Origin of the sequence: Rhizobium favelukesii, from assembly GCF_000577275.2 — a bacterium.
GTDB lineage: Bacteria > Pseudomonadota > Alphaproteobacteria > Rhizobiales > Rhizobiaceae > Rhizobium > Rhizobium favelukesii.
In genome coordinates this window covers 707,907-733,658 of record NZ_HG916852.1, presented here as the reverse complement: position 1 = coordinate 733,658, position 25,752 = coordinate 707,907, and the positions used below count along the sequence as shown (strand labels likewise).

The window sequence follows — 25,752 nt, the reverse complement described above, 5'->3', positions numbered from 1 at the left end:
CGGGCAGCGCGAAAATCCAAATACGCATCCGTGCACGCGCACGGGGAAAGCTCTCCCGATCTCAACGAACCGTATTGAAAGTTTGCAATTTCCAGACCTAGATGAGCGCACAAAAACGGGAGAGACCGCGTGCCAGAGCCGATCCAGGCTGCGAGTGCCGATATCCTTCGCCGACAACGGCAGTACCGGTTCGTCGTCGTGGCGATCGGTGCCCTCCTCGTTGCGCTCGGGGTGATCGTGATCGTCGTATGGATCAGACAGATCCAACCCATTCTCTCCGTGCTGCCCGGCTTTTCGGGAATGGCCTTGAATACGGCTCTCTGCTTTGCGCTCTCCGGGCTCGGCCTCATCTGCTCCGTTCAAACGGGTCAGCGCAGCCACATGCTGGCATTCCTCCTCTTCAGCCTGGCAGCAGCAATGAGCGGGCAGCGGCTGATCGAGATCGTCTTCGTTGGAGATCAGACACAGATCATCGAGCACTTTCTCACCGGGTTGATTGTCGAGCCGGCCTTCACTGCAAGGATTGACAGCGGCATGGCGCCGAATACAGCGGTCGTCTTCTTCGTTGCCAATCTCTCGCTCGCCTTCGCGCTGTCCGGCCGCGAGGAACGAGCGCAGCTCGTGCAGGAGCTCGTCGGCTATGTCGTCATCGGCCTCGGCATGGCAGCGCTTGCCGGCTATGCGACGCGGTCCGAGCACGGCTATCAATGGGGCGCCAGTATCGGCATGGCCGTCCATACGGCGGCCGGACTGGTGCTGCTCGGCTCCGCGACGCTCGCGCGCTCCTGGTGGGTGAAGCCGGAGAGCAGCGGCCGCATGCCGATCTGGCTGCCGGCTGTCATTTGCCTTACCGGCCTTTTCGTCGATCTCTACACGCCGCTTGGCGTGGCAAACGGCATTCTCTACGTGCCTCTCGTGCTGGCCTCACTGTGGTTCGGCAACAAGAATGCGCCCTTCTCCTTCGCGTTCGCCTGCTCGGTCCTCGTGTCTCTGGGATTCTTTGCGGTCGATCGGGAGGGTGTCGGCTACTGGTACGAGGCCACCAACCGGGCGATCACAATAGCGACGCTCTGGTTGGTCGCCCTGCTGGTCTTCTATTTCCTCCGCAACAGCAGCAGCCTGAACGCGGAGCGCATTCGCTTCGACAGCGTCACTCGAAACACGCCCAACGCTGTCATCGCCACAAACGCGCAAGGAGTGATCTCGCTGTTCAATCCGGCAGCGGAGGCAATGTTTGGCTATGCCGCAAAGGAGGCAATCGGCCAGAACGTGCGACTGCTGATGCCGGAGCCCTCTCACTCCCAGCATGACGACTATCTCGATCGGTACGCCCGGACCGGCGAAAAGCATATCCTCGGGACGACGCGGTCGGTTTCCGGCAGACGCAAGAACGGCGAGGTATTTCCTCTCGATCTCTCCGTCAGCAGGCTCGCCACGGACACCACCATCACCTTCGTCGGCATCCTCCGTGACATCACCGATCGCGTCGCACACGAAGAGCAGCTCAAAACGATGTTCGGTCGACTACAGGCCTATACCGTGGATCTCGAGCGCAGCAACGCCGACCTCGATGAATTCGCCTACATTGCCTCGCACGATCTGAAGGAACCGCTGCGCGGCCTGCACAACCACTCGCGATTTCTGCTGGAAGACTATGAAAAGCAGCTCGACGAGGACGGCGTGCGGCGCCTCAACCGCCTCGTTCTCCTCAGCCAGCGGATGGAAAAGCTCGTCAACGACCTGCTCTATTTCTCGCGCATCGGCCGACAGCAGCTGGCGGTCAAGCGCAGCGATGTCAATGCGATCGTCAGGGACGTCGTTTCGACGATGGAGCTCTATCTCGAAGAGCGGCATGCGCAGGTTAAGGTCGAGGGTCGCCTGCCCGAAATCGTCTGCGATGCGCTGCGGCTGACCGAGGTCTACCGCAATCTGATCACCAATGCTGTCAAATACAATGACAAGCCCGAGCCGCTCGTGACGATCGGGCATATCGAGCACTTCACCGGCAACGGCGGAACCTCAGCGCGCGACGTCTTTTTCGTCAGGGACAATGGCAAAGGCATTCCGGCGGAGTTCCACGAGGACATTTTTCGTATTTTCAAACGGCTGGAAAAGCCTAAGGATTCCGATGACGGAACGGGCGCAGGCCTGACATTCGTGCGCAAGATCATTGCGCGACACGAGGGCGATATCTGGCTCGAATCCGAGCTCGGCCAGGGAACGACCTTCTATTTCACACTGGGCCACAACCGAGAGGACCAGCATGTCACAGCGTGAGACACAGCCGATCCTCATTGTCGAAGACAGCGAGGACGATTTCGAGGCGACGCTTCGGGCCTTTCAGCGCGCTAAATTGAAGAATCCCGTCCGCTGGGCGGCGTCCGGCCACGAGGCACTGGAAGCTTTGGCGGTCATGACGCCGCGGCCGGGCCTGATCCTGCTTGACCTCAACATGCCCGGCCTCGACGGTCGCAAGACGCTGGAGGCGATCAAATCCAATCCGGACTGGCGTAAGATTCCGGTCGTGATCCTGACGACCTCCGATGACGAGCGGGATATCGAGGGATGCTACGCGCTCGGCGCCAATACCTATGTGCAGAAGCCGGTGGACCTCGACGGCCTGTTCGCCGCCATACAGCGGCTGAAGGAATACTGGTTCGAGATCGCGATCCTGCCCGTGGATGGGGACGGCCGTGGCTGACGACTGCGCCATACTCATCGTCGACGACAATGTCGACGACCGCGAATTCTATCGGCGCATGCTCGCGCGCGTGCCCGAAGCTGGCTACAGCGTCCGCGAGGCCGGGAATGGCGACGAAGGCCTTGCACTGAGCAAACAGCAACGTCCGGACTGCATCCTGCTGGATTATTCCCTGCCCGGCCGCAACGGCATCGGCGTGCTGGAGGACATGCTGAAGCAGGATCCGACCGCCAATGTCGTCATGCTGACCGGCCAGGGGAGCGAGACCGTCGCCGTCGAGGTGATGAAGGCCGGCGCTCGCGACTATCTGACGAAGGACGCACTCTCCCCGCAAGCGCTCCACTGGTGCATTCAGAACGCCATCATGCACGGCAACCTCGAAGCCAAGCTGGAGCAGAAGCGCCAGTCGCTCGAAATCTTCACGCGCGCCATGGCCCACGATCTTAAAGAGCCGCTGCGCACGATCAAATCATTCAGCAAGATCCTCCAGGTTTCCCCGACGCTATCCGACGAGGACCGCGAACTGCTGGACTATGTCCTCGGCGCCGCCGACCACATGGAAGACCTCATCGTCAAGGTTTCCGGCTTCACGAAACTGGAGGTTTCGGGCGAGCTCGAATTGAAGCCCGTCGCGCTTTCGACAGCGATCGAACGGGTGGAGAGCAATCTTCGCGAACAGATCGCCAGTTCGAGGGCGTCGATCTCCTATGGCGATCTGCCGGACGTGATGGGCGATGCCACCTTACTGGTGCAATTGCTGCAGAACCTCGTTTCGAATGCAATCCGTTATTGCGCCGACCGTCCCGAAGTCCTTGTCTCCGCCGAAAGCGATGGCGCCATATGCCGCCTTGCCCTGCAGGACAACGGTCCCGGTGTCGACCCCGAACACCGGGAGGTCATCTTCCAGCCGTTCAAACGGCTGGTGGGCCGCGGCGTCGAAGGCACCGGGCTTGGACTTGCCATCTGCCGGCGCATTGTGCAACTGCACGGCGGCGCGATCTGGTGTGAAGGCAAGGAGCCTGTCGGATCCACCTTCATCGTCGAGCTGCCGCTTGCCCGGCCTGCTGCCACTGCTTCGACGACTGCGCCGGATGGGCAGGGCGCCAAGGCGGTATCGCCCCCGCCCGAAGGATCGTCCAGGCTGGCCGAGGTTCTTCTCGTCGAGGATAGTCCGGCGGACGTCCAACTCCTGAAGATTAAGCTGATGCAACGCGCCAAGGTCAGCTTCAACCTTCACGTCGCCGCCAACGGCCGCGATGCGATGCGGCTTCTGCAGGAGCGCGCGACCGCCGATGGCGGGCCCGGGATCGACCTGATGCTGCTCGACATCAACATGCCGATCATGGACGGTTTCGAGGTTCTCGATGCGCTTTCGGCAGACACGCAGCTGAAGAGCATCCCGGTTTGCATCCTGAGCACCTCCAGCGACGAAGATGACATGCAGCGCGCCAAGAACCTCGGCGCAAGCGCCTACATGATCAAGCCGCCAACCCTCCAGCAATTCCGGGAGGTTTTGGACGGACTGGACCATTTGGATTTGCAGCGGCGCGGAGATGGCCTAGTTCTTTATGCGGAACATTCGAGGCAAACTCCAATTATGACGGCATGACGTTTATACTCGCACTGATTCTGGCGCTCACGACGCCTTCCAACCCATCCGGACTGTACTCAATGGTATCTGGCATCCATCACGTCACCCTCCTTACCCGAAAGGTGCAGGCAAACGTGGACTTCTACGCGGGGTTTCTTGGCATGCGGCTGGTCAAGCAGACCGCCGGTTTTGAAGATGCTACACAGCTTCATCTCTTCTATGGGGACACCGTAGGCAGCCCGGGGTCGCTCGTGACGTTCCTGGTATGGGAGGACGGTTCACCCGGCCGCGTCGGCCACAGCCAGATCGGTGAGTTGTCACTGGCGATCGATCCTGCCAGCATCGGCTATTGGCTCACCCGCTGCATGAGTTTCGGGCTTCGCTCGGAAGGTCCGGCCGATGAGTTTGGCGAACCCGTTCTGCGCCTGAAAGACCCCGATAACATCATCGTCAAGCTCGCCGGTGCCCGCGATCTGAAATCACCGGCCGCCTGGGATGGCGCTGGCGTGCCGGTCGAGCACGCCGTTCAACGGGTGCGCGGCGTTACCATGCTGACGGAGAAACCGGCCGAAAGCCGTGACTTCGTGGAGCGCCATTTCGGCTACCGTTTCCAGGCCAACCACGGCAACATCGACCGGCTTGTCTCGCAATCAGGCGATATTGTCGACATCAGGGATGCCCAGGGCTTCTGGTCTGGCGCGCCGGGCACCGGGACGGCCGATCACGTCGCGTTCCGCGCCGCCGACGAAAAGCAACTTCACAAGGTCCACGATGCACTGAAGGAGGACGGCGCGGCGGCGACGAACCTGCACGATCGCAAATACTTCGAATCGCTCTATGCCCGCGAGCCGGGTGGCACGCTGATCGAACTGGCGACAGACAAGCCCGGCATGACGGTGGACGAGCCGCAGCCCACGCTCGGCACCAAGCTCTTCGTTCCCAAGGATCCGATCACCGACCTCAAGGACCTAAAGGTCTTGCTGCCGCAGTTTTCGATGCCCGGCGAGCCCCGTGTCAACTATCGCGACCTGCCCTTCGTGCACCGCTTCTATACGCCGCCGGACCCTGACGGCAGCGTCTTCGTGCTGTTGCACGGCTCGGGCGGGAACGAGACGACGCTGATGCCCCTGCTGCACGAGGCTGCCCCGCGTGCCACGCTGCTGGGCGTGCGCGGACGCGCGACCGAGGAAGGTATTCCGCGCTGGTACAAGCGCATCACGCCGTTCTCCTTCGATCAGGACGATATCAAGAGCGAAGCCGAAGCCTTCGCCGCCTTCATCGAAGGCGCCGTGTCGTCATACGGCCTGGATCCGAAGAGGATCGTCTATGTCGGCTATTCCAACGGCGCGAACCTGCTCAACTCGCTCCTCTATCTGCATCCGAATCTGGTGCACAAAGCGGTTCTGTTGCGCTCCATGCCGGTCCTGAAGACGTTTCCACACGCCGATCTCAAGGGCACCGATCTTCTGGTCATCAGCGGCAAGACGGATGCTTACGGCAAGTATGCCAGCGAGCTCGAAACACGCCTGAAGCAATCGGGAGCGACCGTCGATTCGGACGTCATCTCGGGCGGACACGATCTCGGCGACGCCGACGTTTCGATCATCCAGAAATGGCTGTCACAGCAAATCAACTGACTTGGAGGCGCCTTCAAGCGAGGCGGGCATGGCGTGCGATTCGCCAGGCAGCATCAACTTAAGCATCTTCGCCGGGTGCGAGCACCAGCGGTCGCTTGCCTTTCAAGCACGCCCCGGACGCTCAAGCCCTTGCGCAAACCCACGTCTTCGCGTTGCCCCAGAGTAGCAACTCGGTCTGCGCGACGTCCTCGGCGAACAACCGTCTATTGATTTATCTGAAGCGGGCAGTGAACAAAGGCCAAACGACCCTTCAGGGGGCGAAATCCTATTTCATCTCGTATCTGAACAGTGATCGCCGGGCGCTGGAGCTATCAATTATTGCCACCCAGAAGGATGCTTCTGTTTATTTCTCCATAGATCTGAAGGAGCCTGTATCATCTATTACAACGCATCGATTATTGAAATAAATCACCACCAGCGTTCTAAAATCTATACTATATATCTTAACACTCTTACATAAACTCTCCATTGATAAACCAATACAAAATTTGGCAGTGCGTGATATAGAATTTTAATAGATTACTTTTGACTATTCTTTTCATATAAGGCTGCGACTTAACATAAGATCTATATTTATATTAACTTCATATCTATTTAAGGCAAGAAATTACCACATTCGTCTGCGAACTGCTCCATCTGTTCTATTTTGCTGCACCGCAAAAATGCTCCTTGCCGAAGCGGGATCCCAGCCCTATCCTCGCTTCGACATCGATCGCAGAAGGGGAAATTGAATGCCTCCTCGGCCCGTGGACATCAGCCTGATCATCTCGTCGAGAAATCGGGCCTATGGACTGACAAACTGCCTGGATGCCGTTTCTGAAGCCGCCCGCCAGGCAGACTATTTGAGACTTGAACTGGTCTTCGTGGACAACAGTGGGCGTCGACCGCTCCGATCAAGACCAACCTGATCTACGAGGTCAAACCGGGCCTCGCCGTCGCACGCAATGTGGGGCTCAAAGCCGCCAGGGGACGCATCCTCGCCTTTACCGACGACGATTGCGAGATCTTCCCCGACTATTTCAGCACGCTTGCGGCGCTTTTCAGCTCGGATACGGAGATGGTCATGCGCGGCGGCCGGATCGAGCTTGGCGATACACGCGACCTGCCGGTGACGATCAAGCCCGAGATGGAACCTGCGGTACTGACCAGCGACCTGCATGCCGGCGGCTTCGTTCATGGCGCCAACATGGCGTTTCCCTATGCGCTGGTCGAGAAGATCGGCCTCTTCGATACTCGCTTCGGGGCCGGATCGCCGTTCCGCTCCGGAGAGGATACCGACTATGTGCACCGCGCCTTCAATGCCGGTGTGCGTGTCGAATATCTGCCGGATTTTGCTGTCAAGCACTTCCATGGGCGTCGCGAGCTCGCGGACATCAAGCGCCTCCAGACCGGCTACGCCTTCGGCAACGGAGCACTGTATGCCAAATATCTCTTCGATCGCCGCTCAAACATGCGCGGCATGCTGCGCTGGGAAATCCGCCAGGCGGTCATGGAAGCCATGGGGCGCCAAAAACTCAACGAGGAACTCGGCCTGAGCTACCGCAGCCAGCTTCGTGACAACCTTACCGGCATGCTCGCCTATTGGCGGGCTCCAAAGGCAAGGCAGCCCGCCTGAGGCAGCCGCACGCCGCCAACAGAACCAACGCGCAAGCCTTTGCGAACCAAATTCGATGGGATAATGCATGGCCGATACGGCAATTGCCCACGCCGAGCTTAAGAAGAAAACCGCGCTCTCCGTCCTGTGGTCGGTCATCCGGGTGGCCTGGAGCACGATCGCAACCTTTGTGATCTTCGTCATCCTTGCGCGCATTCTCGGCCCCGGCGATTTCGGCACCTTTGCGCTTGCAAGCCTGTTCGTGGAAATCGGCCGCGTGCTTGCCTATGCGGGCCTCGGCGATGCTGTTACACGCCAGCTCGATCTCGACGAGGAGCTTGCCGACACGACCTTCTGGGCGACGATCGCCTTTAGCGGCATCGTTGCCTCGCTGGTGTTCTTCTTTGCGCCCTATTACGGCGATCTGGTGCGCGATCCGTCCGTTTCCGGCATTCTTCGCTGGCTCGCGCCGCTGCTTCCGATTTCCTCGCTGGCGGTCATCCACAATGCTCGCCTCGCCCGTGAATTTGGCCACAAGAGCCTCGCCGGGCAGGCAATTGCCGCGAGCCTGCTATCCGGCATCACCGCCGTCGTCTGCGCCTTTCTCGGCTGGGGCGTATGGGCGCTCGTCGCGCAGACCGCAGTCAACGCCGCCGTGACCGTGCTGCTCGGGTGGTACTACTACCCCTGGATGCCGAAGTTTCGCTTCAACGTCACGATGTTCCGCTCCGTCTTCCTCTTCAGCATCAGCCTCGTCGTCACCCAGCTGATGTGGATGTTGCTTGCCCGCGTACAGGACATCTTCATTTCGCGCTGGTTCGGCCCGGTCGAAGTCGGCCGTTATCGCATTGCCTGGCGGCTGATCGAGCTGATCGGCCAGGCGGTGCTTGCGCCGATCGGCAGCGTGTCGCTCGTCACGCTGTCGCGCCTGCAGAATGACGCCACCGCCTTCCGCAATGCCTACAACAAGATCGTCGGTGCAGCCGCGCTTGGCACCATTCCGCTGCTGCTCGGCTTCGGCGCCTTGTCCAACGACATGATCGCGCTGCTCTTCGGCAACAAGTGGGGCAATGCCGGAGACATCGCGACCGTGCTGGTGCTGATGGCGGTTCCCTTCGTCATGAACTTCTTCGCCTCATCCGCGCTCTCTGCGGTCAACCGGGCGGAATCGATCCTTTCCGTCGCCGCCTTGCAGCTCGTGACGACGCTGATCCTGACCTGGCTGCTCGTTCCCTACGGCGTCGTTGCAGTCGCGGCGGGCTATACGCTGCGTGCCTGGCTGACGATGCCCTATCAGCAATATGTCCTGGCACGATATGCGCACATCGACGCCAAGAGCACACTGAAGGCCGTCGCCCTGCCGTTCTGCGGCGCTGCACTCATGGCCGTCTGCGTCTGGTTTGCGAATCCCGTCATCCTGGCGCGCGTTCACAACCGCTGGCTGGCGCTCGGCCTTAGCATCGGCCTTGGCGGAGCGATCTACCTTGCCTTCCTGCCGATCTTCGGCCGCTCGGTCATCCGCCCCTATATCGCACTCGCCATGTCCCTCAACCCATTCCGCAAACAGGCCGAAGCATAGCCGCTTGCATGGACCACTTGTCCGCAAACAAGGAGCATTTAATGGAATCCAATATTACGATCATCAACCGCCTTCAGGGCGTGATCGCCAATTGCCTTTCCGATCTCTTTGATCCCTCCGAGCGTTTTGCGCTTCTCGACTTTCCGAACCACTACAACATCGGCGACAGCGCAATCTGGCTCGGCGAACTTGCCTATTTCGACGGCAAACGCACGCGCCCGTCCTTTGTGACAGAAATTCCGACGTATGATGAAGGTCGCATGCTGGGCACGATCGGCAGCGGTCGCATCTTCCTGCACGGCGGCGGCAATTTCGGCGACATCTGGGCCGGCTATCGCCAGTTCCGTGAAGGTCTGCTCAACAAGCACAAGGGCCGCCCGATCGTGCAGATGCCGCAGACGATCCACTTCAAGGAGCAGGCCAACATCGACAGCACCGCGCGCGCGATCGAGCGCCACGGCCAGTTCACGCTTCTCGTCCGCGACCAGCGAAGCCTGGAATTTGCCCGGCGCTGGTTCCCATGCGAAACACGCCTTTGCCCCGACATGGCTTTCTGCATCGGGCCGGTCGCTCGCCCGGCGGCGCAACATGAGCTGCTGCTCAATCTGCGCGAAGACCAGGAAGTCGGCGCTGCACAGGACCTGACCGCTGCAACATTGCGTCCGGGCACGGTAAAGTCGGACTGGCCCGACGAGCCCGCCGATTTCCAGCGCCAGACAAAGCGTGCCGCAATTTTGAAAGGCCTGCTGACCGGCCGCATCGGCGGTCGGGCGCGGATGACCGAGCTTGCCTATCGTGAACGGGCGCAGCAGCGCTTCGACCGTGGCGTCGCCCTGCTCAGCTCGGCGCGCCAGGTCATCACCGACCGCATGCACGGTCATATCATGTGCGTGCTCTTGGGCGCCGATCATTGCGTTCTCGACAACAGCTACGGCAAGACGAGCAGCTTCATCGAGGCGTGGGGCACCTGCAACAGCGACAAGGCAGAGCTTGCCTCGACGGTCGACGAGGCACTCGCCATTCTCGATGCACGCAGGGTCGCCCCGGCAGCGGTCGCCTGATTGAAATCAGCCTCGCCGGGCAACCAGAATCCCGGCGAGCACAACGCCGCCGCCGATCGCCTGCATTGGCCCGATCGGCTCGCTGAGCAGAACCCAGGCGAGAATTGCCGCCACGATGGGCTGCAGCAGCAGCGTCAGTGACGAGAAGGCCGCCGGCAGGTAGGCAAGCGCATAGGCGATGGCCACCTGTCCACTCGCATGACTGACGAAGGCGAGGCCGAAGACGATCGCCCAACCATAGGCTGTCGGCGGCAGCATTTGGTCTTCGTAGAAGAATCCGAGCGGGAAGATGCAGACAGCGGCCGACGCGGTGCTCCAGAGCATGATGCGGACCGTATCGAAGCGGCTGCGCAGCTTGCCAATCGCCAGGATGTAACCCGCATAGAACACGGCTGCGACCACCGCCACACCATCGCCGCGCAGGTCGCCATTGCCGAGCGCCGCGGGGCCGCCCTTCAGGATGACCACGCCGGCGAGCGCCAATACGAGGCCGAGAACGAAGACGCGGGTGACCACTGCGCCGAAAAACAGAAGTCCGATTATCGTGACGAAGACGGGGGCAAGATTGGCGAGCAGCGTTGCATTGGCCACCGACGTCATGGTGATGGAGAGATGCCAGGCGGCAAGATCCATGGCGAGGACGACACCAGGCAGGATCAGCAGGGCATAATCCGAGGCCTTTTCAGGCTTCGGCCCGGCATCCTTGCCCTTGGCAAGCGAGGAGATGAAGATCGGAATCAAGGCCAGGGCAACCCGCCAGAAAGCCGTGGCCATCGGCCCGACGTCCGACAGCCGCACGAAGATTGGCGAGCCGCCGATCGCCGCGCCGCCGAGGATCAGGGCGGCAAGCGCAAATCGGTTGGACCTGGGGGTTTCGGCGATGGCGGAAGCGGCCTGCGACATGACTCTCGATGCTTTCTCACCGCCTCAAGGCTGGCGGCGAGCATCGGACCTATCAGAAGCTGTGGCGGGCGGATAGCCAATGAACGACGAGCGCAGGCAAAAGCGCAATCTTATTGTCCGCCGATGCGAATTTGCAGCACCGCCAATCAGCCGGTGATGATGGTCGAAAATTCCGGCGTGCCACGGATGGTGTTGCTGACCGTACAGATCTCCTCCGCCGCATGCGCGATCTTCAGGCGCGTTTCCTCGTCGAGGTCGCCCTTGATCGAGAAGGCGATGTTGAATACCTGGACGCGAGACGGCCCCTCACTCGCCTTCTCGCCGGTGACGTCGGCGGTAATCTCGGTGACCCGGTCGAGAATGCCCATCTGGCTCGCAGCAATGCGCGCGCTCAGTACGAGACAGGCCGACAACGACGCATAGAGGAGATCCAGCGGATTGAAGCCGGGCTGCGAGGCGCCGGTGACGATATCGAGCTCACCCTTGGTGGCCGAGGTGACATGCGGAAAACCTGTACGGCTAAGAACGGCGGTTGCGCCAACAGGACGGGGACGGGCCTTGAGATCGGCCATGGGTAAATCCTTTGGTGATGATAGCCGATCCTAGATAGGCATTTTGAGTGTTCACGGCAACGCGCTTCTGTTCCAGCGGCGGGAGGAAAACAAACCACCCCAGGTGATTCGGTCGGCTTCAATTCGCCCGCACGTCAACCTCAGTTTCCCATCCCGATTTCTGAGGATAGGCCCACGTCAGCTTCAAATGGCAATATAAGAGTGCACTAAAACAGAAACGACTCATTGGAGTTATCCATGCGAGCACTTGCGGCTGTTCCTGTTGCACCCAGCGTCATCATCGATGCCGAACCGTTCGGCTATATCAGAAAGGTCTACGTCGACGACGAGGCCTGCTGGGGCTTGTTCGATTCCGATGGCGACGTGATCTTCGTCGGCGATGCGGCCAGTGATTGCCACACCTATGCGGCGAAGGAACAGATCCGCATACAGATCATCCATTGAATCTCTGCGCGATGTCCGCGCAACGTGACGCCTGGCACGAACCGGCATCGCACCCAGCACGAAAATTGTGCTAAGGGAGACCGTCCGGCAAGGCGATCACGCCCTGCCAAACGTCGCATTGGGCTGGCATCAGCGGTAAGACGGCGCCGACGGTGTGACCACCACCTTGCCGTTGGAGAAGATGATGAAGGCGAAGAGCAAGACGCCTGCCAAAGTGATAATCGACGCAAGAGCGACAAGCGGCTCCATGGCGGGGTTGCCCTGAAGCATGAGGTAGAGCGACGGCACCATCAGGGCGATGCCAGCCGTGTACACGTAGTACTGGATCATCGCGAGGCGCTTCTCGGCCTTCTGGGGATTGAGCGCATGGTAACCGCCAAAGATTGCCATGGTCACCCACCCCAGCAGATTACAGTGCGCATGCGCGCCGATGACGCTGTGATCCTGCGAAATTGCCATGTTCAGACCCATGACGACGCCGACGATCAGAAATATGACTGCGGTCTTGAAGTATAACTGCGAGATGCGTGGCATAGAGTATCCCCTTCCGTTTGCTCCGATAGTATTATCATTGCGCAATTCAATTGAGAACGGCCTACCTTCGGAGATTTAACCTTCGCCAAACTATCATGTTACCATCCGGCGACCCCATCCGCGAAGCGGCATTGCCGGCTCGTCGCGGAGGCGACGCAGCTTCTGAACAGTAGCGCATTTTTAAGCACTTCCTTAAACTCATCTCGACTATTCTGCCTCGCCGGCACATTCGCGGAGAGCGAGATGAGAGAGATCTACAAGCCCTTTGTCGCCAGCGATGACCCCGACCGGGACATCCGCTGCCAGGACGCCCTGCAGTTCGCATTTCGCGATCTCGTCGCGGCATCGGTCGAAGCGGGCTGGAGCGAGGACGAAGCGCTCGAGGCCATCATCACGCTTGCAGACGACAGCCTCGGGCGGATCGGCGCCAATGACGACGCCAAGACGCTGCTCGATGTGCTACGACGGATGGCGTAGCGGCACCCGCTTAGACAGGGTGGGTGAAGCCGGCTGATCTGATCGGCCGCGCCCTCAAGCGGAGGGCTTCTCGAGGCGCTCAAGAAACCGCGCTGCAATGTCTTCGTTACCGTGACATACGCGAGCGCCGGCTTGAGGAGGAACTGTTCTTCAAACGCCTGATCGGGGAGATCGTTGAAAGCCAGACCTTCTACGACTGTTCCTTTTAGAGTGCCGCCCTCTGGTAGTTGCAACTCATGGGTCTGGTAGATGCCGAGCAGTACGCCGTCCAGAACGAGTTCTTCGTCAGTGACGTTCACCTCGGCGAAACGCCCGGATAGGCGAACGACGTCCTCTAATCCAAGCGCAACTTGTTGCTCGTCGCCAACGATCTTGGTCGTTGCTCCCGCATCTCGTAGCACCTTTATGAATTTTTGGAGGGCCCTGACAAACCGGGGAGACCCCGCAGCTATCCTGGACGAAAACGGTTCGGCTGTCGCAGTATTCAGTCGCTGGGAAATGCGGCAATGGCCGTGCAACGCAACGCGACGCGAATTGGCTGAAATAACCGAAGCGAAGAGCGACTAGATTGTATCTGCTTCGAAAAGGAGTGGTGCCCAGAGCCGAGACACGGAAATTCAACAAAAACAATATAGTTAGCACGCCGCTGGACACCGGATCTTGCTACGCAATCATTAGGCTTTTTGGAAAAGTGTCCAGCCTATTTTGGTCCGCTTTGCGCCAAGCAGACGAACAGCTCGGCCGGAAAGCGTTCAAAACCGGGCGCAGCTGATCATCTGGCACGATGCGATCTGCCATACTACCGGGACGTGACCTCCAGAAACACAGTCGGCAAATTTTGCGGCAGGCACTATCGCCTTCTACTACTGATGCGGCGCATGTCTACAACGCGGCCATCGTGCTGCGGCACGGCAATCTCGAACCGGCTACTGCCCCTACCGCGGCAGTCGATCCGCCGGATATCCCTAAAACCGCGGTTGCGGAGCAGCCTCTCGCCCTCACTGCAACTGATCCCTCTGCCTCTATTGAGATCGGTGCCAATGTTGATGGTGATATTGGTCTGTGCGCTTGCCCAGGTCGGCAGGGAGATTGACGCGAGGGACAGACCGGCAGCCAGCGCTAGTGAGAGGAACAACGATCTAGGCAAGGCATCCTCCCTTTGGACAGTGTGCTCTGCGCACATGACGCTCGTTTTCCTGGCGAATGATACAACCCTGGGAGTGAGAGCGATAGAAGCGTAAGCGCACATCATGCGCGATTGGGTTTTCAATTTCTGCTAGACTGCCTCGGCCTCGCCTTGTTGCGGGGGCGAGTTTAACCAGGGAGGAAATCGATGGTTCGCCACCTTCCACCTTCGCTCGTCTTCGCCGCCGCCGCTCTGCCAGCTCTCGGCGCGGTTCAGATCGACCGGCCACGGTGACCTGCAAGGATCATAATGCAGCCAGCCACGAGGGCGTGGTAAAGATCGGTTCTACGGTGCGTGAGGCGTTGAAGAACGATCCCAAGCTGGGCAAGCTCAGCCAGGCCAACCTGCTCATGGCGATCAATAACGCCCGCGAGGCTCACAAAGACGCAAAGCTGATAGACGCGCTGCATATGTAACAGTCCCGCAAACGAACAAGCCTTGATGGATGTGGAGGAGACAATGGCACACTCGCTTTGCGGTCGCCGCATTGTTGCAGGTTTTCGGCCGACGCTGCTGGCGCTTGCGGGGGTCGTGATATTCAGCGGCTCCCCGTCAGCCGCGTTCGCGGACACGGTCGACATGCGCGACGTCGTTGTTCGCGAGTTCGAGGCGTTCGACCCCAATTATCGGGAACGGCGTCAGCAGTATGCGGAGCGCCTCGGGGCGCTCGCCGCCAGGATCGCAGCCGAGCAAGCTGCGGGTAACACGCTGCAATGCTCGGAGCAAATGTATCTCGAGGCAAAGTGGCTGCTCGGCTATACGGCAAACTGGGATGCACTCAAGGACAAGCTGGACCGCATCGAGCGGAGCTTGCAGGACAAAACCCAGGACTTTGCCACCGAGCAATCGCCGGTGGATGGTTTCTGGGGACTCTGCTACGATCAATGGTTCATGCGAGTAGGCGCGACAGCGACGGCCTTTGGCCTTCTCACAAGCCAGGGGCAACCCCCTCGGTATCGCTTGCGCCCGCGGCTCACCACCGGACGCGACCTCATCAACTATTTGCAGGGCCTGCTCATCTCGGATATCGAAAACACAGGCATCGACCACCGCGGCGAACTCAGCAGCGTGATGACGAGCTATTCAACGGCAGCCTACAAGCGCGATCTCCAGGATGTCCTTGCCGGCTTTGTAGCGCTTGACGAGAACATTGACTGGGATGCAATGCGCGAGGCTGCCTGGTTTTTTATCCACGGCTCACAGGATATCGGAACTGGCTATTGGGGAGCCTGGTACGTCATCGATGGTAAGATACGCAAGACCGCCGATCTCAGCATGACATTTCATGTCGTGCGGTACAGCAAGGGCGAAGTGGATCATTGGCCGCAGATCATCAGGACGACCCTCGCCATCAAAGACGATCCTTATCCGTTCGGGTGGCGCAGTGGCGGGAAGTTTAACAATCACAACCTCTACGATGTCGCGACGATCTTCAAGTTCGGCTGGCCGCACATGAGCGAGGAGGAGCGCAGGACGGCCCGCGATGAGATCCGCCAGATGTTGCGCTGGTCAATCGGGAACACCCTGAACCCCGATGGTACCTATCGGCACGATCCCGGCTACGGGGACTCCTATGCCGACGAATATTATTTCGGCGTGTCGCTGCTCGATGTTCTAGGCTACTGGAAGCCTGCTGAAAGGTTTTGGACCGATGATCCGCTTGAGCCGGCCCTGGCCGGTCGTGCCGACTGCTGCCTCATAAAGCAGCGCGTCAAGGCATATGGCTTTGAGGGCTGGGCCGGTGCTGCCGCTTTGGAAAAGCTCGAGAGGAGTTGCAACGTGTGTCCCGCTTGAGCGGCAAACCAACGCTAAGTCAGCCGCCCAACCATGTTCGAAATCCCAATCGTCGCGTCAGGTCTGGAGCCCATGCTATCGCGGAACTCCGGTCACCGGAGTGTCCGCAATGGGGCCGAGAACGGTCATTGAGAGATAGTGGTATCCAGCCCTACGAGATTCTGGACACCTAGCAAAATAAAACACAATAAAATCAATGGTGATTTGGTGCCCAGAGCCGGAATCGAACCAGCGACACGCGGATTTTCAATCCGCTGCTCTACCAACTGAGCTATCTGGGCTAACCCGCTTCGCAGATGTTCTTTCCCGAGAAAGTACCGGGGGCCTTGGTTCGCCCCGGAAGCGAGCGGGGTTATAGCATCTTGTCGGGACATGGCAAGCGCCAAATGACAGTTTTTTGAGAACCCTTTGAATTTTCCGGATTCATCAACGAATTTAAGGGCTTCGCCCGTGGAAAACGAGCCTATTCCTCGTCCTCGTAATCCGCCTTCGCCTCGTCGTCGGCAACGGGGATGGCATAGGAGCCGGAGAGCCAGCGCGAAAGATCGACTTCGCGGCAGCGGTTCGAGCAAAACGGGTAGTGTTCGCGGTGGGATGGCTTGCCGCATTCCGGGCAAGGGTGCGTCTTGCGCAGCGGTTCCACCTTGGCAGCTGCTTTCTTTTCGTCAGACATAAGCGGTCCCTTCGAGGATCAGCCCTCGGGCCACCGGCTATGCACGTCAAAGCCTTCGCCGGTCAGCAGAAGGATGGTTTCATAAAGTGGCAGACCGACGACATTGGAGTAGGAGCCAACCATCTTCTGCACAAATGTGCCGGCCAGGCCCTGGATGCCATAGGCGCCGGCCTTGCCGCGCCATTGCCCGGAGGCAAGGTAGTTCTCGATCTCGAAACCGGAGAGCCGCTTGAAGCGAACCTTGGTCTCGACAATCTTCTGGCGGATCTTGCGGTCGGGCGTCACCAGGCACACGCCGGTGTAGACCCAGTGGCTGCGGCCAGACAAGAGATACAGCGAGGCCGATGCCTCATCCGCAAACTCGGCCTTCCCCAAAATGCGGCGGCCGACGGCGACCACGGTATCGGCGGACAGAATATAGCTGCCCTTCCACATCATGTCGCCCTTGATGGCAGCGAGCGCCGCCTCGGCCTTTTCCGTCGACAGACGCCGCGCAAGCGAGCGCGGGTGTTCCGACTTCTTCGGCGTCTCGTCGATATCCATCGGCATCAGACGCGAAGGCTCGATCCCTGCCTGGTTGAGCAGATCGACGCGGCGGGGCGAGCCGGAAGCCAGAATGAGCTTGTATTTCAGCGCCATGGAACCTCGACCACCGGAAGACGAAGAAAATAGCCTTTCGAGCCTTTGAGGCCAGGCCTACTTGAAGCGGTAGGTGATGCGGCCCTTGGTCAGGTCGTAGGGAGTCATTTCAACGAGAACCTTGTCGCCTGCCAGAACGCGGATGCGGTTCTTGCGCATACGGCCGGCCGTGTGGGCGATGATCTCGTGTTCGTTTTCGAGCTTTACGCGGAACGTCGCGTTCGGCAAAAGCTCGGTCACGATACCCGGAAATTCGAGGACTTCTTCTTTAGGCATATAGTGGTTTTCTTCCTGTCGGTTGAGATGACGGCGGCAGCCGCCCCAAATTTTGCGCGGAAACTACACAATCAACGGAGGTTTGTGAACCTAATTGATCGCGTTTCTGTCATTTGTTTCACGCCGATTGCGCGGCGATGGTATTTCTTCTAACCAGCCGGCTCTCGATGAGTTCGGTCAGATGATCACGGACTTCCCGATAGCTGTCCAGAATCTGCTCTCGTGTGCCCTGAACGACGGTCGGATCCTTGGTCGGCCAGTAAACGACTTCGATGGCATTTGACCGTGTCAGCTCCAGCGCGGCGTGGTGCGCTGGCGGCGAGAGCGTGATGATGAGATCGAAGTAGTCGTCCTCGAGCTCCTCCAGCGTGTGCGGATGATGCCGACCGAGAGAAAGTCCGATCTCCTCCAGTGCTACGTCGACGAAGGGATCCCGCTCCCCGGCGCGAACGCCTGCAGACTTGATGTAGACGTTCGCCGGTAGCATGCTGCGGGCGATCACCTCGGCCATGGGGGAGCGGATGGCGTTCATTCCGCACATGAACAGGATGGCGCCCGGCCTTGTCCCCTCGCCTGCCTCGACCGCGGGTTCCATCGCCGTCAGCCGCGCCAGTAGAGCACGCAGACCAGCGTAAACAGCCGCCGGGCAGTGTCGAAATCGACCTCGATTTTGCCGTTCAGACGGTCCCTCAGCGTCTGCGAGCCCTCGTTGTGAATGCCGCGCCGTCCCATGTCTATCGCCTCGATGCGGCTCGGCGACGCCGAGCGGATTGCCTCGTAGTAGCTTTCGCAGATCAGGAAATAATCCTTCACGATGCGGCGAAACGGGGTCAGCGATAGGATGTGGGTCGCGACGGCACCTCCGTCCTCGGTCGTGATCGCGAAAACCAGCTTGGAATCGACCAGCGAGATATTCAGTCGGTACGGGCCACCGTGATGGCCGATAGGGGTGAAGCTGTTTTCCTCGACGAGGTCGAAAATAGCGACCGCGCGCTCGTGCTCGACGTCGGGCGTCGCTCGGCCGATGGTGTCGTCAAGGACGACGTCGCAAAGCCGGAAGTCGCCCGCTGCCATCTCTCACCTTTCCAGATTGAGGCGGATCGCAACCGATTGCGCATGCGCGTCCAGCCCTTCGGACACGGCGAGCGCAATGGCAGCGGGGCCTAGCGTGCGGAGTTGCTCGGGACCGAGACGTAGGAGCGAGGTGCGCTTGACGAAATCGAGCACGGAAAGACCGGAGGAGAACCGCGCCGAACGTGCCGTCGGCAAAACGTGGTTCGAGCCCCCGACATAGTCGCCGATCACTTCGGGCGTGTGGGCCCCGAGGAAGATCGCGCCAGCATTGCGGATACGAGACAGCAGTGCATCCGGATCGGCAACGGCAAGCTCGAGGTGTTCAGGCGCGATCCTGTTTGCCAACGGAATAGCGCCCTCCAGGGACTTCACGAGAATGATCGCGCCAAAGTCCCGCCAGCTTGCGGCAGCGGTCTCGGCGCGATTGAGCGTCTTCAGCTGCCGTTCGACGGCTGCTTCTACCGACTTTGCGAACTCGGCATCATCGGTGGCGAGGATCGCCTGCGCGCTCGCATCGTGCTCGGCCTGCGCCATGAGATCGGCGGCGATCCAATCCGGATTGTTGTCCTTGTCGGCAATCACCAGCACTTCCGAGGGACCGGCGATCATGTCGATGCCGACGGTGCCGAAGACCTGGCGCTTGGCGGCGGCAACATAGGCATTGCCGGGACCAGTGATCTTGGCGACAGGCGTGATGGTTTCTGTGCCATAGGCAAGTGCAGCGATGGCCTGCGCGCCTCCGAGCCGGTAGATTTCGGTGACGCCCGCGAGCTTGGCGGCAGCAAGCACGGCCGGGTTGACGGCACCGCCTGTTGCGGGAACGGCAATGACAATGCGATCGACGCCGGCGACCTTCGCCGGCACGGCATTCATCAGCACCGAGCTCGGATAGCTCGCAGTGCCGCCCGGCACATAGAGGCCGACCGCCTCGATAGCCGTCCAGCGGGAGCCGAGCCCGACGCCCATGTCGTCCTCGTAGATATCGTCCTTCGGGAGCTGCCGACGGTGATGCGATTCAATGCGCAGGGCCGCGACCTTCAACGCACCCAGAACTTCGGGAGGAACCGCCTCAATGGCGGCGTCGATCTCGGCCTCGGTCACGCGCATCGGCGTCACGGCAAAATCGATCCCGTCGAACTTCTTCGAATATTCCGCAAGCGCCACGTCGCCGCGCGCCCTGACATCATCGATGATGGCGCGAACGACCGCGTTCACGTCTTCTGAAACTTCGCGCTTGGTCGTCAGGAAGGCGGCAAACCGTTGCTCGAAGCCTTCCGATGCCTGATCCAGCCAGATTGCCAATGCGATATTCCTCTTTGATAACAGACGAACCAGATCTCAAGCGCCGGGATGACGCGGTTTGGATGCGGTTTCCCACGCCCCGCCGACATCCGCAAGCTGAACCTCGATGCACTCGACATCCAGCGCAATCGTTGCCGTGCCCGATAGTACCAGCTCAACCATGCCTTCCGGCCCCTCGCCTTTCTGTTCGAAGCGGATGGCCAGCAGCGACAAGACTTCGTCGCCATTCTTGCGATCGATGCCGGTCGAACGCACCGCAAGCACGCGCTTGAAGACGACAGCTGCGCGACGGCGTTCGAAGCCCTTGCGCTTCTTGCCGGCTTCCTCCCACACGAAGCGGTTGACGGCGACCGAGACCTGACCCTCGCGCGGCGACCAGGCGATATCGGCGATCTTGAAGACGCTATCCTGCAAATGCGCAGAGACGACGGCAAGATCCTCGCTATCGAGCGCAACAAGCCTCAGATCGGTCATGCAGGCAATACCCCATCGCCAATGCATCACCGGAATGGCGATGCGTCTGACAACGGACATAAGGCGCGGCAACGCAATGCGCAACCGGCACAAAGGGCGAAGTGACGCCCTTTTAACTACTCGCTGACGCGCTCGACGATGGCGCCGCAGCGGGTGAGCTTTTCTTCCAAGCGCTCGAAGCCGCGATCGAGGTGATAAACCCGCGACACCATCGTCTCGCCTTCGGCAGCAAGGCCGGCGATGACGAGCGAAACGGAAGCGCGCAGATCGGTCGCCATGACTGGCGCACCCTTCAGCCGCGGAACGCCCTCGATCTTCGCCGTCTGGCCAGACAGCGAAATCTTCGCACCGAGACGCGCCAGTTCCTGCACGTGCATGAAGCGGTTTTCGAAGATCGTCTCGGTGACATGCGAGATGCCGGTCGAGCGCGTCATCAGCGCCATGAACTGCGCCTGCAGATCGGTCGGGAAGCCCGGGAAGGGATCGGTGACGATATCGACCGGCTTGATGCCTGCGCCATTGCGGCGAATGCGCATGCCGTTGTTGGTCGGCGAAATCTCGGCTCCGGCGCGGCGGAGCGTTTCAAGCGCCGTGTCGAGGAGCGCGGCATCGGTGTTCTCAAGCGTCACATCGCCGCCGGCCATGGCAACGGCCATGGCGTAGGTCCCGGTCTCGATGCGGTCCGGCAGGACGCGGTGACGCGCGCCGGAGAGCGAGGTGACGCCTTCGATTGTGATCGTGCTCGTGCCGGCGCCGGAAATCTTGGCGCCCATGGCGTTCAGGCAGTTGGCGAGGTCGACGACCTCAGGCTCGCGGGCGGCGTTGCCGATGACGGTTGTGCCGCGGGCGAGCGTCGCTGCCATCATCATCACGTGCGTCGCGCCGACCGATACCTTCGGGAAGGTGTAGCGGGCGCCGATTAGGCCACCCTTCGGAGCGGTCGCATTGATATAGCCGCTGTCGATCTCGAGGTTCGCGCCAAGCGCGGTCAGGCCATCGAGGAACAGATCGACGGGGCGCGTGCCGATGGCGCAACCACCCGGCAACGAGACGCGGCACTGGCCTTCGCGCGCCAGAAGCGGGCCAATGACCCAGAAGGAAGCGCGCATCTTGGATACAAGCTCGTAGGGAGCGGTGGTATCGACGATGGTGCGGCAGGTGAAGTGGATGGTGCGCGAGTAGGAATCTTCCTGGCGCTCGCGGCGGCCGTTGACGGCAACATCGACGCCGTGATTGCCAAGGATGCGCATCAGAAGCTCGACATCGGCCAGATGCGGCACGTTTTCGAGCGTCAGTGTATCGCTGGTGAGCAGCGAGGCGATCATCAGCGGCAGGGCGGCATTCTTTGCGCCGGAAATCGGAATGATGCCGTTAAGCTCATTACCGCCGACAATTCTAATACGATCCATGTGCGCTTACGGGCGATGCCCGCCTTTCTGAAAGGCTGTCTGTAAAAAAAGATGCGGGTGTTTAGACGAAATTAGCGGGGGCTTCAATTCGCTGTGAACCGAACATTACGATTCGTCCATTTTTGCGGCAGGCAGCCCATTCGTCTCATCCGCCTGCCCCGATCGACGGGCACGGGTCTGCTGTTTGCGGCGGGACAGATTTTCACGGAGCTTTTCGGCGGCGCGCTCGCGGCGCAGTGTCGCCTGTCGTTCGATCTCCGCCTTGCGGCTGTGCTGGCCTTTTTCGGTGTTCTCAGTCATGCCGCAGGCTTACCCGAATTTGCGCCAATTCAAAAGTGGCCCGACCTTAATCTCTACAAAGATGGAAATTGCGGCTTGCGCTTATCATGAAGCTGTGGCAATAGCCCCCCGTTCACGCAATGCAGCCGGTTCGGTTGCGCGTCTGGTCCTTGCTGCCGTAGCTCAGTGGTAGAGCACACCCTTGGTAAGGGTGAGGTCGGTGGTTCAATCCCACTCGGCAGCACCAGTTTTCCTTAAAGAAATCAATAGAGCGCCACCTTTCCGGCTTTGCTGGGCAGCCTGCCTTTGTAAGAGACAGCGGGATTATCAATGTTTTTATTTGACGCATTTCTGATCTGGAAGAAAGTAGCCCATTCGATACGACGCAGCTTTGTTGGAAAGAAGAAGTTCCATTCAGAGAATGCTCGCTATGCATTCGAAACGATGCCTAAAAAACTTCCTCGCGCAGTGTGGATGTATTGGGACAAACCTCTGGAGCAAGCGCCGCCAGTTGTCCGCTATGCTGTCGATTCTTGGATCAGGAAAAATCCCTCCTGGGATGTGAACGTCCTGAGCGATGCAAACGTAGCCGAATTCGTTAACGTACCACCTCCCAAAAGCAACCGCAAAATTCAGTGGCGGGCGGACTTAATCAGGGTCGCCCTGCTGCGGGACTTTGGCGGGGTTTGGGTGGATGCGACGACTTTTTGTGTCAAACCACTGGACGAATGGCTGCCACCGTTGATGGAGAGCGGATTTTTCGCATTTCCCGACAGTTATCCCGGCCGGACAATGGGGATTTCTTTTCTTGCTGCGGAGCCGCAAAATTACCTTGTGTGCAAGTGGTTCCGGTTGATGGTGAAATACTATACAAAGCGCGGGAAGCCCCTTCATTACTTTTGGGTCATGTATCTTTTTGAGTACATCATAAGGACTGACCGCAAAGCGCTCGCTATTTGGCAAGCCACCCCGAAACTCGCGTCAAAGGGTCCTATTCTCTTGAAGCGTATTCTGACACAGCCAGAGCTACTGGAGCCGATCCCCGACTACGTCGATACGGCAGCGATCCCGTGGTTAAAGATCAGTTCTGACACCAAGCTTAGCAATCAAGAGGTCTCGTATGCCCTCGAAAGCAACGCGGATATTGAGCTCCGGAAAGTCGCTGAAACCGCTCTTCAGAACCGGCAGGGCGAACGCCGAAACTCGTGAACCGTCGCGCGCGTGCGCTCACATCAACAGGCGGCTTGTAAGCGGCAGTGCCTGTTCGACTGCGCCTGCGTCTACGATTCGGAATCGCTTTATAACCTCAGTTCGGGTTCGCGGGCCCCGCGAAGTCGTTGGCTCGAAGACGAAATGTCTTGGTCAGGCGTCGAAGTGCCAATCCTTCGTCGGACGGCACGACAGATAGTCGGATGCGTCGAGATCCTCGATCATCCGTCTGAGCGTTAGGACAGTCTCCTCAAATGTAGCAAGCTTCGCATCGGTAACGTCCACGTTCCTACCCGTGGCGTCATCGATTTCGAGCCATCGCTGCTCGCCACGCCGCATGAAGACGACCAGAGAAACATACTTCTGGCACTCCGCAGTCAGCACATGCTTGAGGTTCTGCATCACCGATCTCCAACGCTGACAGGGGCGACTGACGTTGAGCCTTCCATGGTTGCACAAAGTGTCGTCTTCAGCCTGTTAAAAGCAGCGATCTGCCGCCGCTCAGAGGGAACAACGTCTTGCGCGGCAAAAAGATCGGAAACGCGCATGCCGATGAATACGGGATCAAGCAGCGCACCGGTTTTCCCGTTTGCGAGCCCCGAAAATATCGCTAAAATATCCTTTGCTTGCGGCCTTCTGGAGGAACGTGGAGGCTGATTCGCATGTTTTGGCGTAAGCAATGGAGGAATACGCCGATGGCCATAGAGAAATGGAATGATCCAATTCATGTGGGGTTCGAAAATACCGGCGCGCGCACCATCCTCGGTCCGCTGGACGCGTTGAAGTGCCTGGCAGACCTTTGGCCGAGCGCTCGCGGGTTGCGTTATCTTAAGGCAAGAAGCACCTGCAGAGCTGCCCTTGACGGTCGCAAGACGGTCGAAGAGGCTCGAGCGGAGTTTGTTGCCGCCGCGGAAGAAGCAAAGCTGAAGGTCAATTGATCGGGCATTCGGTCCGCTGACTACCGGCAGATTGTCGATAACCTGTCCCGGAACAGGGCAATGATTTATTTTTACTTAACCCTCGGCGGCGCTTGCTGTTGGGATCGCGACGAACCTCATTGCCATTCAGGCACGTCCCTCAATAAAACATCGGCAGCCATCATGATGATGGTCAGAGGCTCGTCACCCTCTGCGAAAGCAGACGAGCCTCGATTGCGATAAGCAGTCTCACGCCGGCTTCAGACGCCTTCTCCCGATCTTGTCCAACACTTTGCGCCCGAGCTTCTGGCCCGGCCCTTCGATGCGGGTGAAACCCAGGTAAGCCAGCGCATAGGCTAGCGGCAGGAGAGCGGTCACCACGATCGCAAAGCGTACCGGCGCCGAAATCTCAGACCCGAAATGCCTGAGATGAATGCGGCGATCGGCTGTAGCAGCAGCAGATGGATCAGGTAGACCCCGAACGAAAGCTCGCCTAGCCAATGGCAGAAGCGATTTCCCATGAGAGAAGAGACGCGGTCGCCGAGCCTTCCGACCAGGCCGGGCAACAGATGATAGTGCACCAGCGCGAAGAAGGCGACCACGAGTAGCAGGCGGACGGCAACCTTCGTCGAGGTCATGTCGCCGCCGATCGGAATCATCACCAGGATGACGGCAAGCAAGCCGTTCATCACGGTTTGCCGCTGCGTCACGAACAACCCATTGGCAATCAGCATGCCGCACAGGAAGACGTGCATCTTCAGCGGCAGGAAAGACGGCATCGGGAAATCGATATGTGCGGCCTGGACAGCCTTGGCGACGATGAAGGCGGCAAGCGCAATCAAGGCGGCGCCGGGCAACCATCTGGTTTTCCTCAAAAGCAGCATCGCGAGCGGAAAAACCACATAGAACTGCATCTCCAGGCCGAGGCTCCAGTCAGGCAGCGGCGTGCGAAACGCATAGGTCGGATGCAGCCCGAAGAGGAAACTTGCGTGGATGAGAAGGTTGCGCAGGCTGCCGTCCAGATAGCGCTCCGGCAATTGCGGGCCATGCGCGAGGAAGGTGTCGATGACCATCCGGCTCTCATAGAGCTGCGGCCCCAGCAACAGCGCGATGCACAGCATCACGTAATAGAGCGGCGCAATACGGAAGAAGCGCTTGAGCCAGAAACCGAACCAAGTGGTCGGCTTTTCCCAAGGATTGGCGGTCTCGCGTAACCGATAGTGAAAGACCATCAGAAAGCCGGACAGCATAATAAAAAGATCGACGCCCAGATCCGGCGACGACAGGATCGGAAGATGCCAACCTGTCAGTTGCAGGCTATGACCTAAGAGGACCCAAAGCGCAGCAAGGCCGCGCAGCCCGTCAAGGCATCCGATCCGCTTGCTCTCAATGATCATCGGGTATCCTTCCGGTTGAGGCTCAGCTTC

Annotated in this window: 28 protein-coding genes, 2 tRNA genes and 1 pseudogene; 15 read left to right on the top strand and 16 right to left on the bottom strand. The window is 59.6% G+C overall.

The window, feature by feature from the left end; genetic code table 11:
• Positions 1-129 precede the first annotated feature (129 nt).
• From LPU83_RS42020 to LPU83_RS41990, 7 genes are all read left to right on the top strand, one after another.
• On the top strand, positions 130-2,277 hold the full coding sequence (locus LPU83_RS42020; protein ID WP_024313054.1) for a sensor histidine kinase: 2,148 nt from the start codon (positions 130-132) through the stop codon (positions 2,275-2,277).
• The gene (locus LPU83_RS42015) at positions 2,264-2,701 is read left to right on the top strand and encodes a response regulator (RefSeq protein ID WP_024313055.1); all 438 of its coding nucleotides are present in this window, start codon (positions 2,264-2,266) and stop codon (positions 2,699-2,701) included. Before LPU83_RS42020 ends, LPU83_RS42015 begins: the two co-directional genes overlap by 14 nt.
• Complete coding sequence (locus LPU83_RS42010) at positions 2,694-4,310, top strand: response regulator (protein WP_024313056.1); 1,617 nt, start codon at positions 2,694-2,696, stop codon at positions 4,308-4,310. Before LPU83_RS42015 ends, LPU83_RS42010 begins: the two co-directional genes overlap by 8 nt.
• Positions 4,307-5,929, top strand: a complete 1,623-nt coding sequence (locus LPU83_RS42005; RefSeq protein WP_024313057.1) for a VOC family protein — start codon at positions 4,307-4,309, stop codon at positions 5,927-5,929. The genes LPU83_RS42010 and LPU83_RS42005 overlap by 4 nt, the downstream gene beginning before the upstream one ends.
• Positions 5,930-6,875: 946 nt before the next feature.
• Positions 6,876-7,544, top strand: coding sequence for a glycosyltransferase family 2 protein (locus LPU83_RS42000; RefSeq protein WP_231052189.1), 669 nt, complete (start codon positions 6,876-6,878; stop codon positions 7,542-7,544).
• 67 nt (positions 7,545-7,611) lie between these two features.
• A complete protein-coding gene (locus LPU83_RS41995) occupies positions 7,612-9,102 on the top strand; it encodes a lipopolysaccharide biosynthesis protein (protein ID WP_024313058.1) in 1,491 nt (496 codons plus the stop codon).
• 41 nt (positions 9,103-9,143) lie between these two features.
• Positions 9,144-10,163 carry a polysaccharide pyruvyl transferase family protein gene (locus LPU83_RS41990; protein ID WP_024313059.1) on the top strand — a complete coding sequence of 340 codons (1,020 nt, stop codon included), beginning with the start codon at positions 9,144-9,146 and terminating at the stop codon, positions 10,161-10,163.
• Positions 10,164-10,169: 6 nt separating this feature from the next.
• Here LPU83_RS41990 and LPU83_RS41985 read toward each other — a convergent pair whose 3' ends face one another.
• Both LPU83_RS41985 and LPU83_RS41980 read right to left on the bottom strand, forming a co-directional pair.
• On the bottom strand, positions 10,170-11,066 hold the full coding sequence (locus tag LPU83_RS41985; protein WP_024313060.1) for a DMT family transporter: 897 nt from the start codon (positions 11,064-11,066) through the stop codon (positions 10,170-10,172).
• A 146-nt stretch (positions 11,067-11,212) separates the two neighbouring features.
• Positions 11,213-11,638 carry an OsmC family protein gene (locus LPU83_RS41980; RefSeq protein WP_024313061.1) on the bottom strand — a complete coding sequence of 142 codons (426 nt, stop codon included), beginning with the start codon at positions 11,636-11,638 and terminating at the stop codon, positions 11,213-11,215.
• 237 nt (positions 11,639-11,875) lie between these two features.
• Here LPU83_RS41980 and LPU83_RS41975 point away from each other — a divergent pair, with 237 nt between their 5' ends.
• Positions 11,876-12,082: a hypothetical protein gene (locus LPU83_RS41975; RefSeq protein ID WP_024313062.1), complete on the top strand. Its 207-nt coding sequence runs from the start codon at positions 11,876-11,878 to the stop codon at positions 12,080-12,082.
• A 129-nt stretch (positions 12,083-12,211) separates the two neighbouring features.
• Here the strand turns inward: LPU83_RS41975 and LPU83_RS41970 are convergent, their stop codons facing one another.
• On the bottom strand, positions 12,212-12,616 hold the full coding sequence (locus LPU83_RS41970; protein ID WP_024313063.1) for a heme-copper oxidase family protein: 405 nt from the start codon (positions 12,614-12,616) through the stop codon (positions 12,212-12,214).
• A 243-nt stretch (positions 12,617-12,859) separates the two neighbouring features.
• On the opposite strand from LPU83_RS41970, the gene LPU83_RS41965 reads away from it, so the two are divergent.
• From LPU83_RS41965 to LPU83_RS41950, 4 genes are all read left to right on the top strand, one after another.
• Positions 12,860-13,093: a hypothetical protein gene (locus tag LPU83_RS41965; RefSeq protein WP_024313064.1), complete on the top strand. Its 234-nt coding sequence runs from the start codon at positions 12,860-12,862 to the stop codon at positions 13,091-13,093.
• Between the two features lie 23 nt (positions 13,094-13,116).
• Positions 13,117-13,302 carry a hypothetical protein gene (locus LPU83_RS41960; RefSeq protein ID WP_024313065.1) on the top strand — a complete coding sequence of 62 codons (186 nt, stop codon included), beginning with the start codon at positions 13,117-13,119 and terminating at the stop codon, positions 13,300-13,302.
• 1,207 nt (positions 13,303-14,509) lie between these two features.
• On the top strand, positions 14,510-14,695 hold the full coding sequence (locus LPU83_RS41955; protein ID WP_024313067.1) for a hypothetical protein: 186 nt from the start codon (positions 14,510-14,512) through the stop codon (positions 14,693-14,695).
• Positions 14,696-14,738: 43 nt separating this feature from the next.
• Positions 14,739-16,073 (top strand): hypothetical protein, encoded by a 1,335-nt coding sequence (locus LPU83_RS41950; protein ID WP_051166624.1) that lies wholly within the window; start codon positions 14,739-14,741, stop codon positions 16,071-16,073.
• A gap of 205 nt (positions 16,074-16,278) precedes the next feature.
• Here the strand turns inward: LPU83_RS41950 and LPU83_RS41945 are convergent.
• From LPU83_RS41945 to LPU83_RS41900, 10 genes are all read right to left on the bottom strand, one after another.
• Positions 16,279-16,354: transfer RNA gene (locus tag LPU83_RS41945), tRNA-Phe, on the bottom strand.
• A gap of 182 nt (positions 16,355-16,536) precedes the next feature.
• Positions 16,537-16,746, bottom strand: coding sequence for a DNA gyrase inhibitor YacG (gene yacG, locus LPU83_RS41940; RefSeq protein ID WP_024313069.1), 210 nt, complete (start codon positions 16,744-16,746; stop codon positions 16,537-16,539).
• 18 nt (positions 16,747-16,764) lie between these two features.
• Entirely contained in the window at positions 16,765-17,385 is a 621-nt protein-coding gene (locus LPU83_RS41935; RefSeq protein WP_024313070.1) for a Maf-like protein, read from the bottom strand.
• Between the two features lie 57 nt (positions 17,386-17,442).
• Positions 17,443-17,661 carry a translation initiation factor IF-1 gene (gene infA / locus LPU83_RS41930; protein ID WP_003545338.1) on the bottom strand — a complete coding sequence of 73 codons (219 nt, stop codon included), beginning with the start codon at positions 17,659-17,661 and terminating at the stop codon, positions 17,443-17,445.
• A gap of 118 nt (positions 17,662-17,779) precedes the next feature.
• Positions 17,780-18,256 (bottom strand): arsenate-mycothiol transferase ArsC, encoded by a 477-nt coding sequence (locus LPU83_RS41925; RefSeq protein WP_024313071.1) that lies wholly within the window; start codon positions 18,254-18,256, stop codon positions 17,780-17,782.
• A 5-nt stretch (positions 18,257-18,261) separates the two neighbouring features.
• On the bottom strand, positions 18,262-18,735 hold the full coding sequence (locus LPU83_RS41920) for a UPF0262 family protein (RefSeq protein ID WP_024313072.1): 474 nt from the start codon (positions 18,733-18,735) through the stop codon (positions 18,262-18,264).
• A 3-nt stretch (positions 18,736-18,738) separates the two neighbouring features.
• Positions 18,739-20,037, bottom strand: coding sequence for a histidinol dehydrogenase (gene hisD, locus LPU83_RS41915; protein ID WP_024313073.1), 1,299 nt, complete (start codon positions 20,035-20,037; stop codon positions 18,739-18,741).
• 36 nt (positions 20,038-20,073) lie between these two features.
• Entirely contained in the window at positions 20,074-20,511 is a 438-nt protein-coding gene (locus LPU83_RS41910) for a DUF2948 family protein (RefSeq protein WP_024313074.1), read from the bottom strand.
• Positions 20,512-20,627: 116 nt separating this feature from the next.
• The gene (gene murA / locus LPU83_RS41905; RefSeq protein WP_024313075.1) at positions 20,628-21,920 is read right to left on the bottom strand and encodes a UDP-N-acetylglucosamine 1-carboxyvinyltransferase; all 1,293 of its coding nucleotides are present in this window, start codon (positions 21,918-21,920) and stop codon (positions 20,628-20,630) included.
• A 105-nt stretch (positions 21,921-22,025) separates the two neighbouring features.
• The gene (locus LPU83_RS41900) at positions 22,026-22,220 is read right to left on the bottom strand and encodes a hypothetical protein (protein ID WP_024313076.1); all 195 of its coding nucleotides are present in this window, start codon (positions 22,218-22,220) and stop codon (positions 22,026-22,028) included.
• 151 nt (positions 22,221-22,371) lie between these two features.
• Between LPU83_RS41900 and LPU83_RS41895 the strand changes: the two genes are divergently transcribed.
• Together LPU83_RS41895 and LPU83_RS41890 are read left to right on the top strand one after the other, a co-directional pair.
• Positions 22,372-22,446, top strand: a tRNA-Thr gene (locus tag LPU83_RS41895).
• A gap of 83 nt (positions 22,447-22,529) precedes the next feature.
• On the top strand, positions 22,530-23,408 hold the full coding sequence (locus LPU83_RS41890) for a capsular polysaccharide synthesis protein (RefSeq protein ID WP_024313077.1): 879 nt from the start codon (positions 22,530-22,532) through the stop codon (positions 23,406-23,408).
• A gap of 153 nt (positions 23,409-23,561) precedes the next feature.
• On the opposite strand, the gene LPU83_RS41885 is transcribed toward LPU83_RS41890, so the two are convergent.
• Both LPU83_RS41885 and LPU83_RS72775 read right to left on the bottom strand, forming a co-directional pair.
• Complete coding sequence (locus tag LPU83_RS41885; RefSeq protein ID WP_024313078.1) at positions 23,562-23,810, bottom strand: hypothetical protein; 249 nt, start codon at positions 23,808-23,810, stop codon at positions 23,562-23,564.
• Complete coding sequence (locus LPU83_RS72775; protein WP_162392068.1) at positions 23,810-24,136, bottom strand: hypothetical protein; 327 nt, start codon at positions 24,134-24,136, stop codon at positions 23,810-23,812. The genes LPU83_RS41885 and LPU83_RS72775 overlap by 1 nt, the downstream gene beginning before the upstream one ends.
• Here LPU83_RS72775 and LPU83_RS41880 point away from each other — a divergent pair.
• Positions 24,104-24,346 (top strand): DUF982 domain-containing protein, encoded by a 243-nt coding sequence (locus tag LPU83_RS41880; RefSeq protein WP_024313079.1) that lies wholly within the window; start codon positions 24,104-24,106, stop codon positions 24,344-24,346. The two genes, LPU83_RS72775 and LPU83_RS41880, sit on opposite strands and share 33 nt — an antisense overlap.
• 228 nt (positions 24,347-24,574) lie before the next feature.
• Here LPU83_RS41880 and LPU83_RS41875 read toward each other — a convergent pair.
• Positions 24,575-25,722: pseudogene (locus LPU83_RS41875) on the bottom strand (acyltransferase family protein).
• Positions 25,723-25,752 lie beyond the last annotated feature (30 nt).

Excerpts from the sequence above, each read along its gene's own strand:
- LPU83_RS42015 (WP_024313055.1), top strand. The coding sequence starts at position 2,264 with ATGTCACAGCGTGAGACACAGCCGATCCTCATTGTCGAAGACAGCGAG.
- LPU83_RS42005 (WP_024313057.1), top strand. The coding sequence starts at position 4,307 with ATGACGTTTATACTCGCACTGATTCTGGCGCTCACGACGCCTTCCAAC.
- LPU83_RS41995 (WP_024313058.1), top strand. The coding sequence starts at position 7,612 with ATGGCCGATACGGCAATTGCCCACGCCGAGCTTAAGAAGAAAACCGCG.
- LPU83_RS41990 (WP_024313059.1), top strand. The coding sequence starts at position 9,144 with ATGGAATCCAATATTACGATCATCAACCGCCTTCAGGGCGTGATCGCC.
- LPU83_RS41985 (WP_024313060.1), bottom strand. The coding sequence starts at position 11,066 with ATGTCGCAGGCCGCTTCCGCCATCGCCGAAACCCCCAGGTCCAACCGA.
- LPU83_RS41980 (WP_024313061.1), bottom strand. The coding sequence starts at position 11,638 with ATGGCCGATCTCAAGGCCCGTCCCCGTCCTGTTGGCGCAACCGCCGTT.
- LPU83_RS41975 (WP_024313062.1), top strand. The coding sequence starts at position 11,876 with ATGCGAGCACTTGCGGCTGTTCCTGTTGCACCCAGCGTCATCATCGAT.
- LPU83_RS41970 (WP_024313063.1), bottom strand. The coding sequence starts at position 12,616 with ATGCCACGCATCTCGCAGTTATACTTCAAGACCGCAGTCATATTTCTG.
- LPU83_RS41965 (WP_024313064.1), top strand. The coding sequence starts at position 12,860 with ATGAGAGAGATCTACAAGCCCTTTGTCGCCAGCGATGACCCCGACCGG.
- LPU83_RS41950 (WP_051166624.1), top strand. The coding sequence starts at position 14,739 with ATGGCACACTCGCTTTGCGGTCGCCGCATTGTTGCAGGTTTTCGGCCG.
- yacG (WP_024313069.1), bottom strand. The coding sequence starts at position 16,746 with ATGTCTGACGAAAAGAAAGCAGCTGCCAAGGTGGAACCGCTGCGCAAG.
- LPU83_RS41935 (WP_024313070.1), bottom strand. The coding sequence starts at position 17,385 with ATGGCGCTGAAATACAAGCTCATTCTGGCTTCCGGCTCGCCCCGCCGC.
- infA (WP_003545338.1), bottom strand. The coding sequence starts at position 17,661 with ATGCCTAAAGAAGAAGTCCTCGAATTTCCGGGTATCGTGACCGAGCTT.
- LPU83_RS41925 (WP_024313071.1), bottom strand. The coding sequence starts at position 18,256 with ATGGAACCCGCGGTCGAGGCAGGCGAGGGGACAAGGCCGGGCGCCATC.
- LPU83_RS41920 (WP_024313072.1), bottom strand. The coding sequence starts at position 18,735 with ATGGCAGCGGGCGACTTCCGGCTTTGCGACGTCGTCCTTGACGACACC.
- LPU83_RS41910 (WP_024313074.1), bottom strand. The coding sequence starts at position 20,511 with ATGACCGATCTGAGGCTTGTTGCGCTCGATAGCGAGGATCTTGCCGTC.
- murA (WP_024313075.1), bottom strand. The coding sequence starts at position 21,920 with ATGGATCGTATTAGAATTGTCGGCGGTAATGAGCTTAACGGCATCATT.
- LPU83_RS41900 (WP_024313076.1), bottom strand. The coding sequence starts at position 22,220 with ATGACTGAGAACACCGAAAAAGGCCAGCACAGCCGCAAGGCGGAGATC.
- LPU83_RS41890 (WP_024313077.1), top strand. The coding sequence starts at position 22,530 with ATGTTTTTATTTGACGCATTTCTGATCTGGAAGAAAGTAGCCCATTCG.
- LPU83_RS41885 (WP_024313078.1), bottom strand. The coding sequence starts at position 23,810 with ATGCAGAACCTCAAGCATGTGCTGACTGCGGAGTGCCAGAAGTATGTT.
- LPU83_RS41880 (WP_024313079.1), top strand. The coding sequence starts at position 24,104 with ATGGCCATAGAGAAATGGAATGATCCAATTCATGTGGGGTTCGAAAAT.
- LPU83_RS72775 (WP_162392068.1), bottom strand. The coding sequence starts at position 24,136 with ATGAATTGGATCATTCCATTTCTCTATGGCCATCGGCGTATTCCTCCA.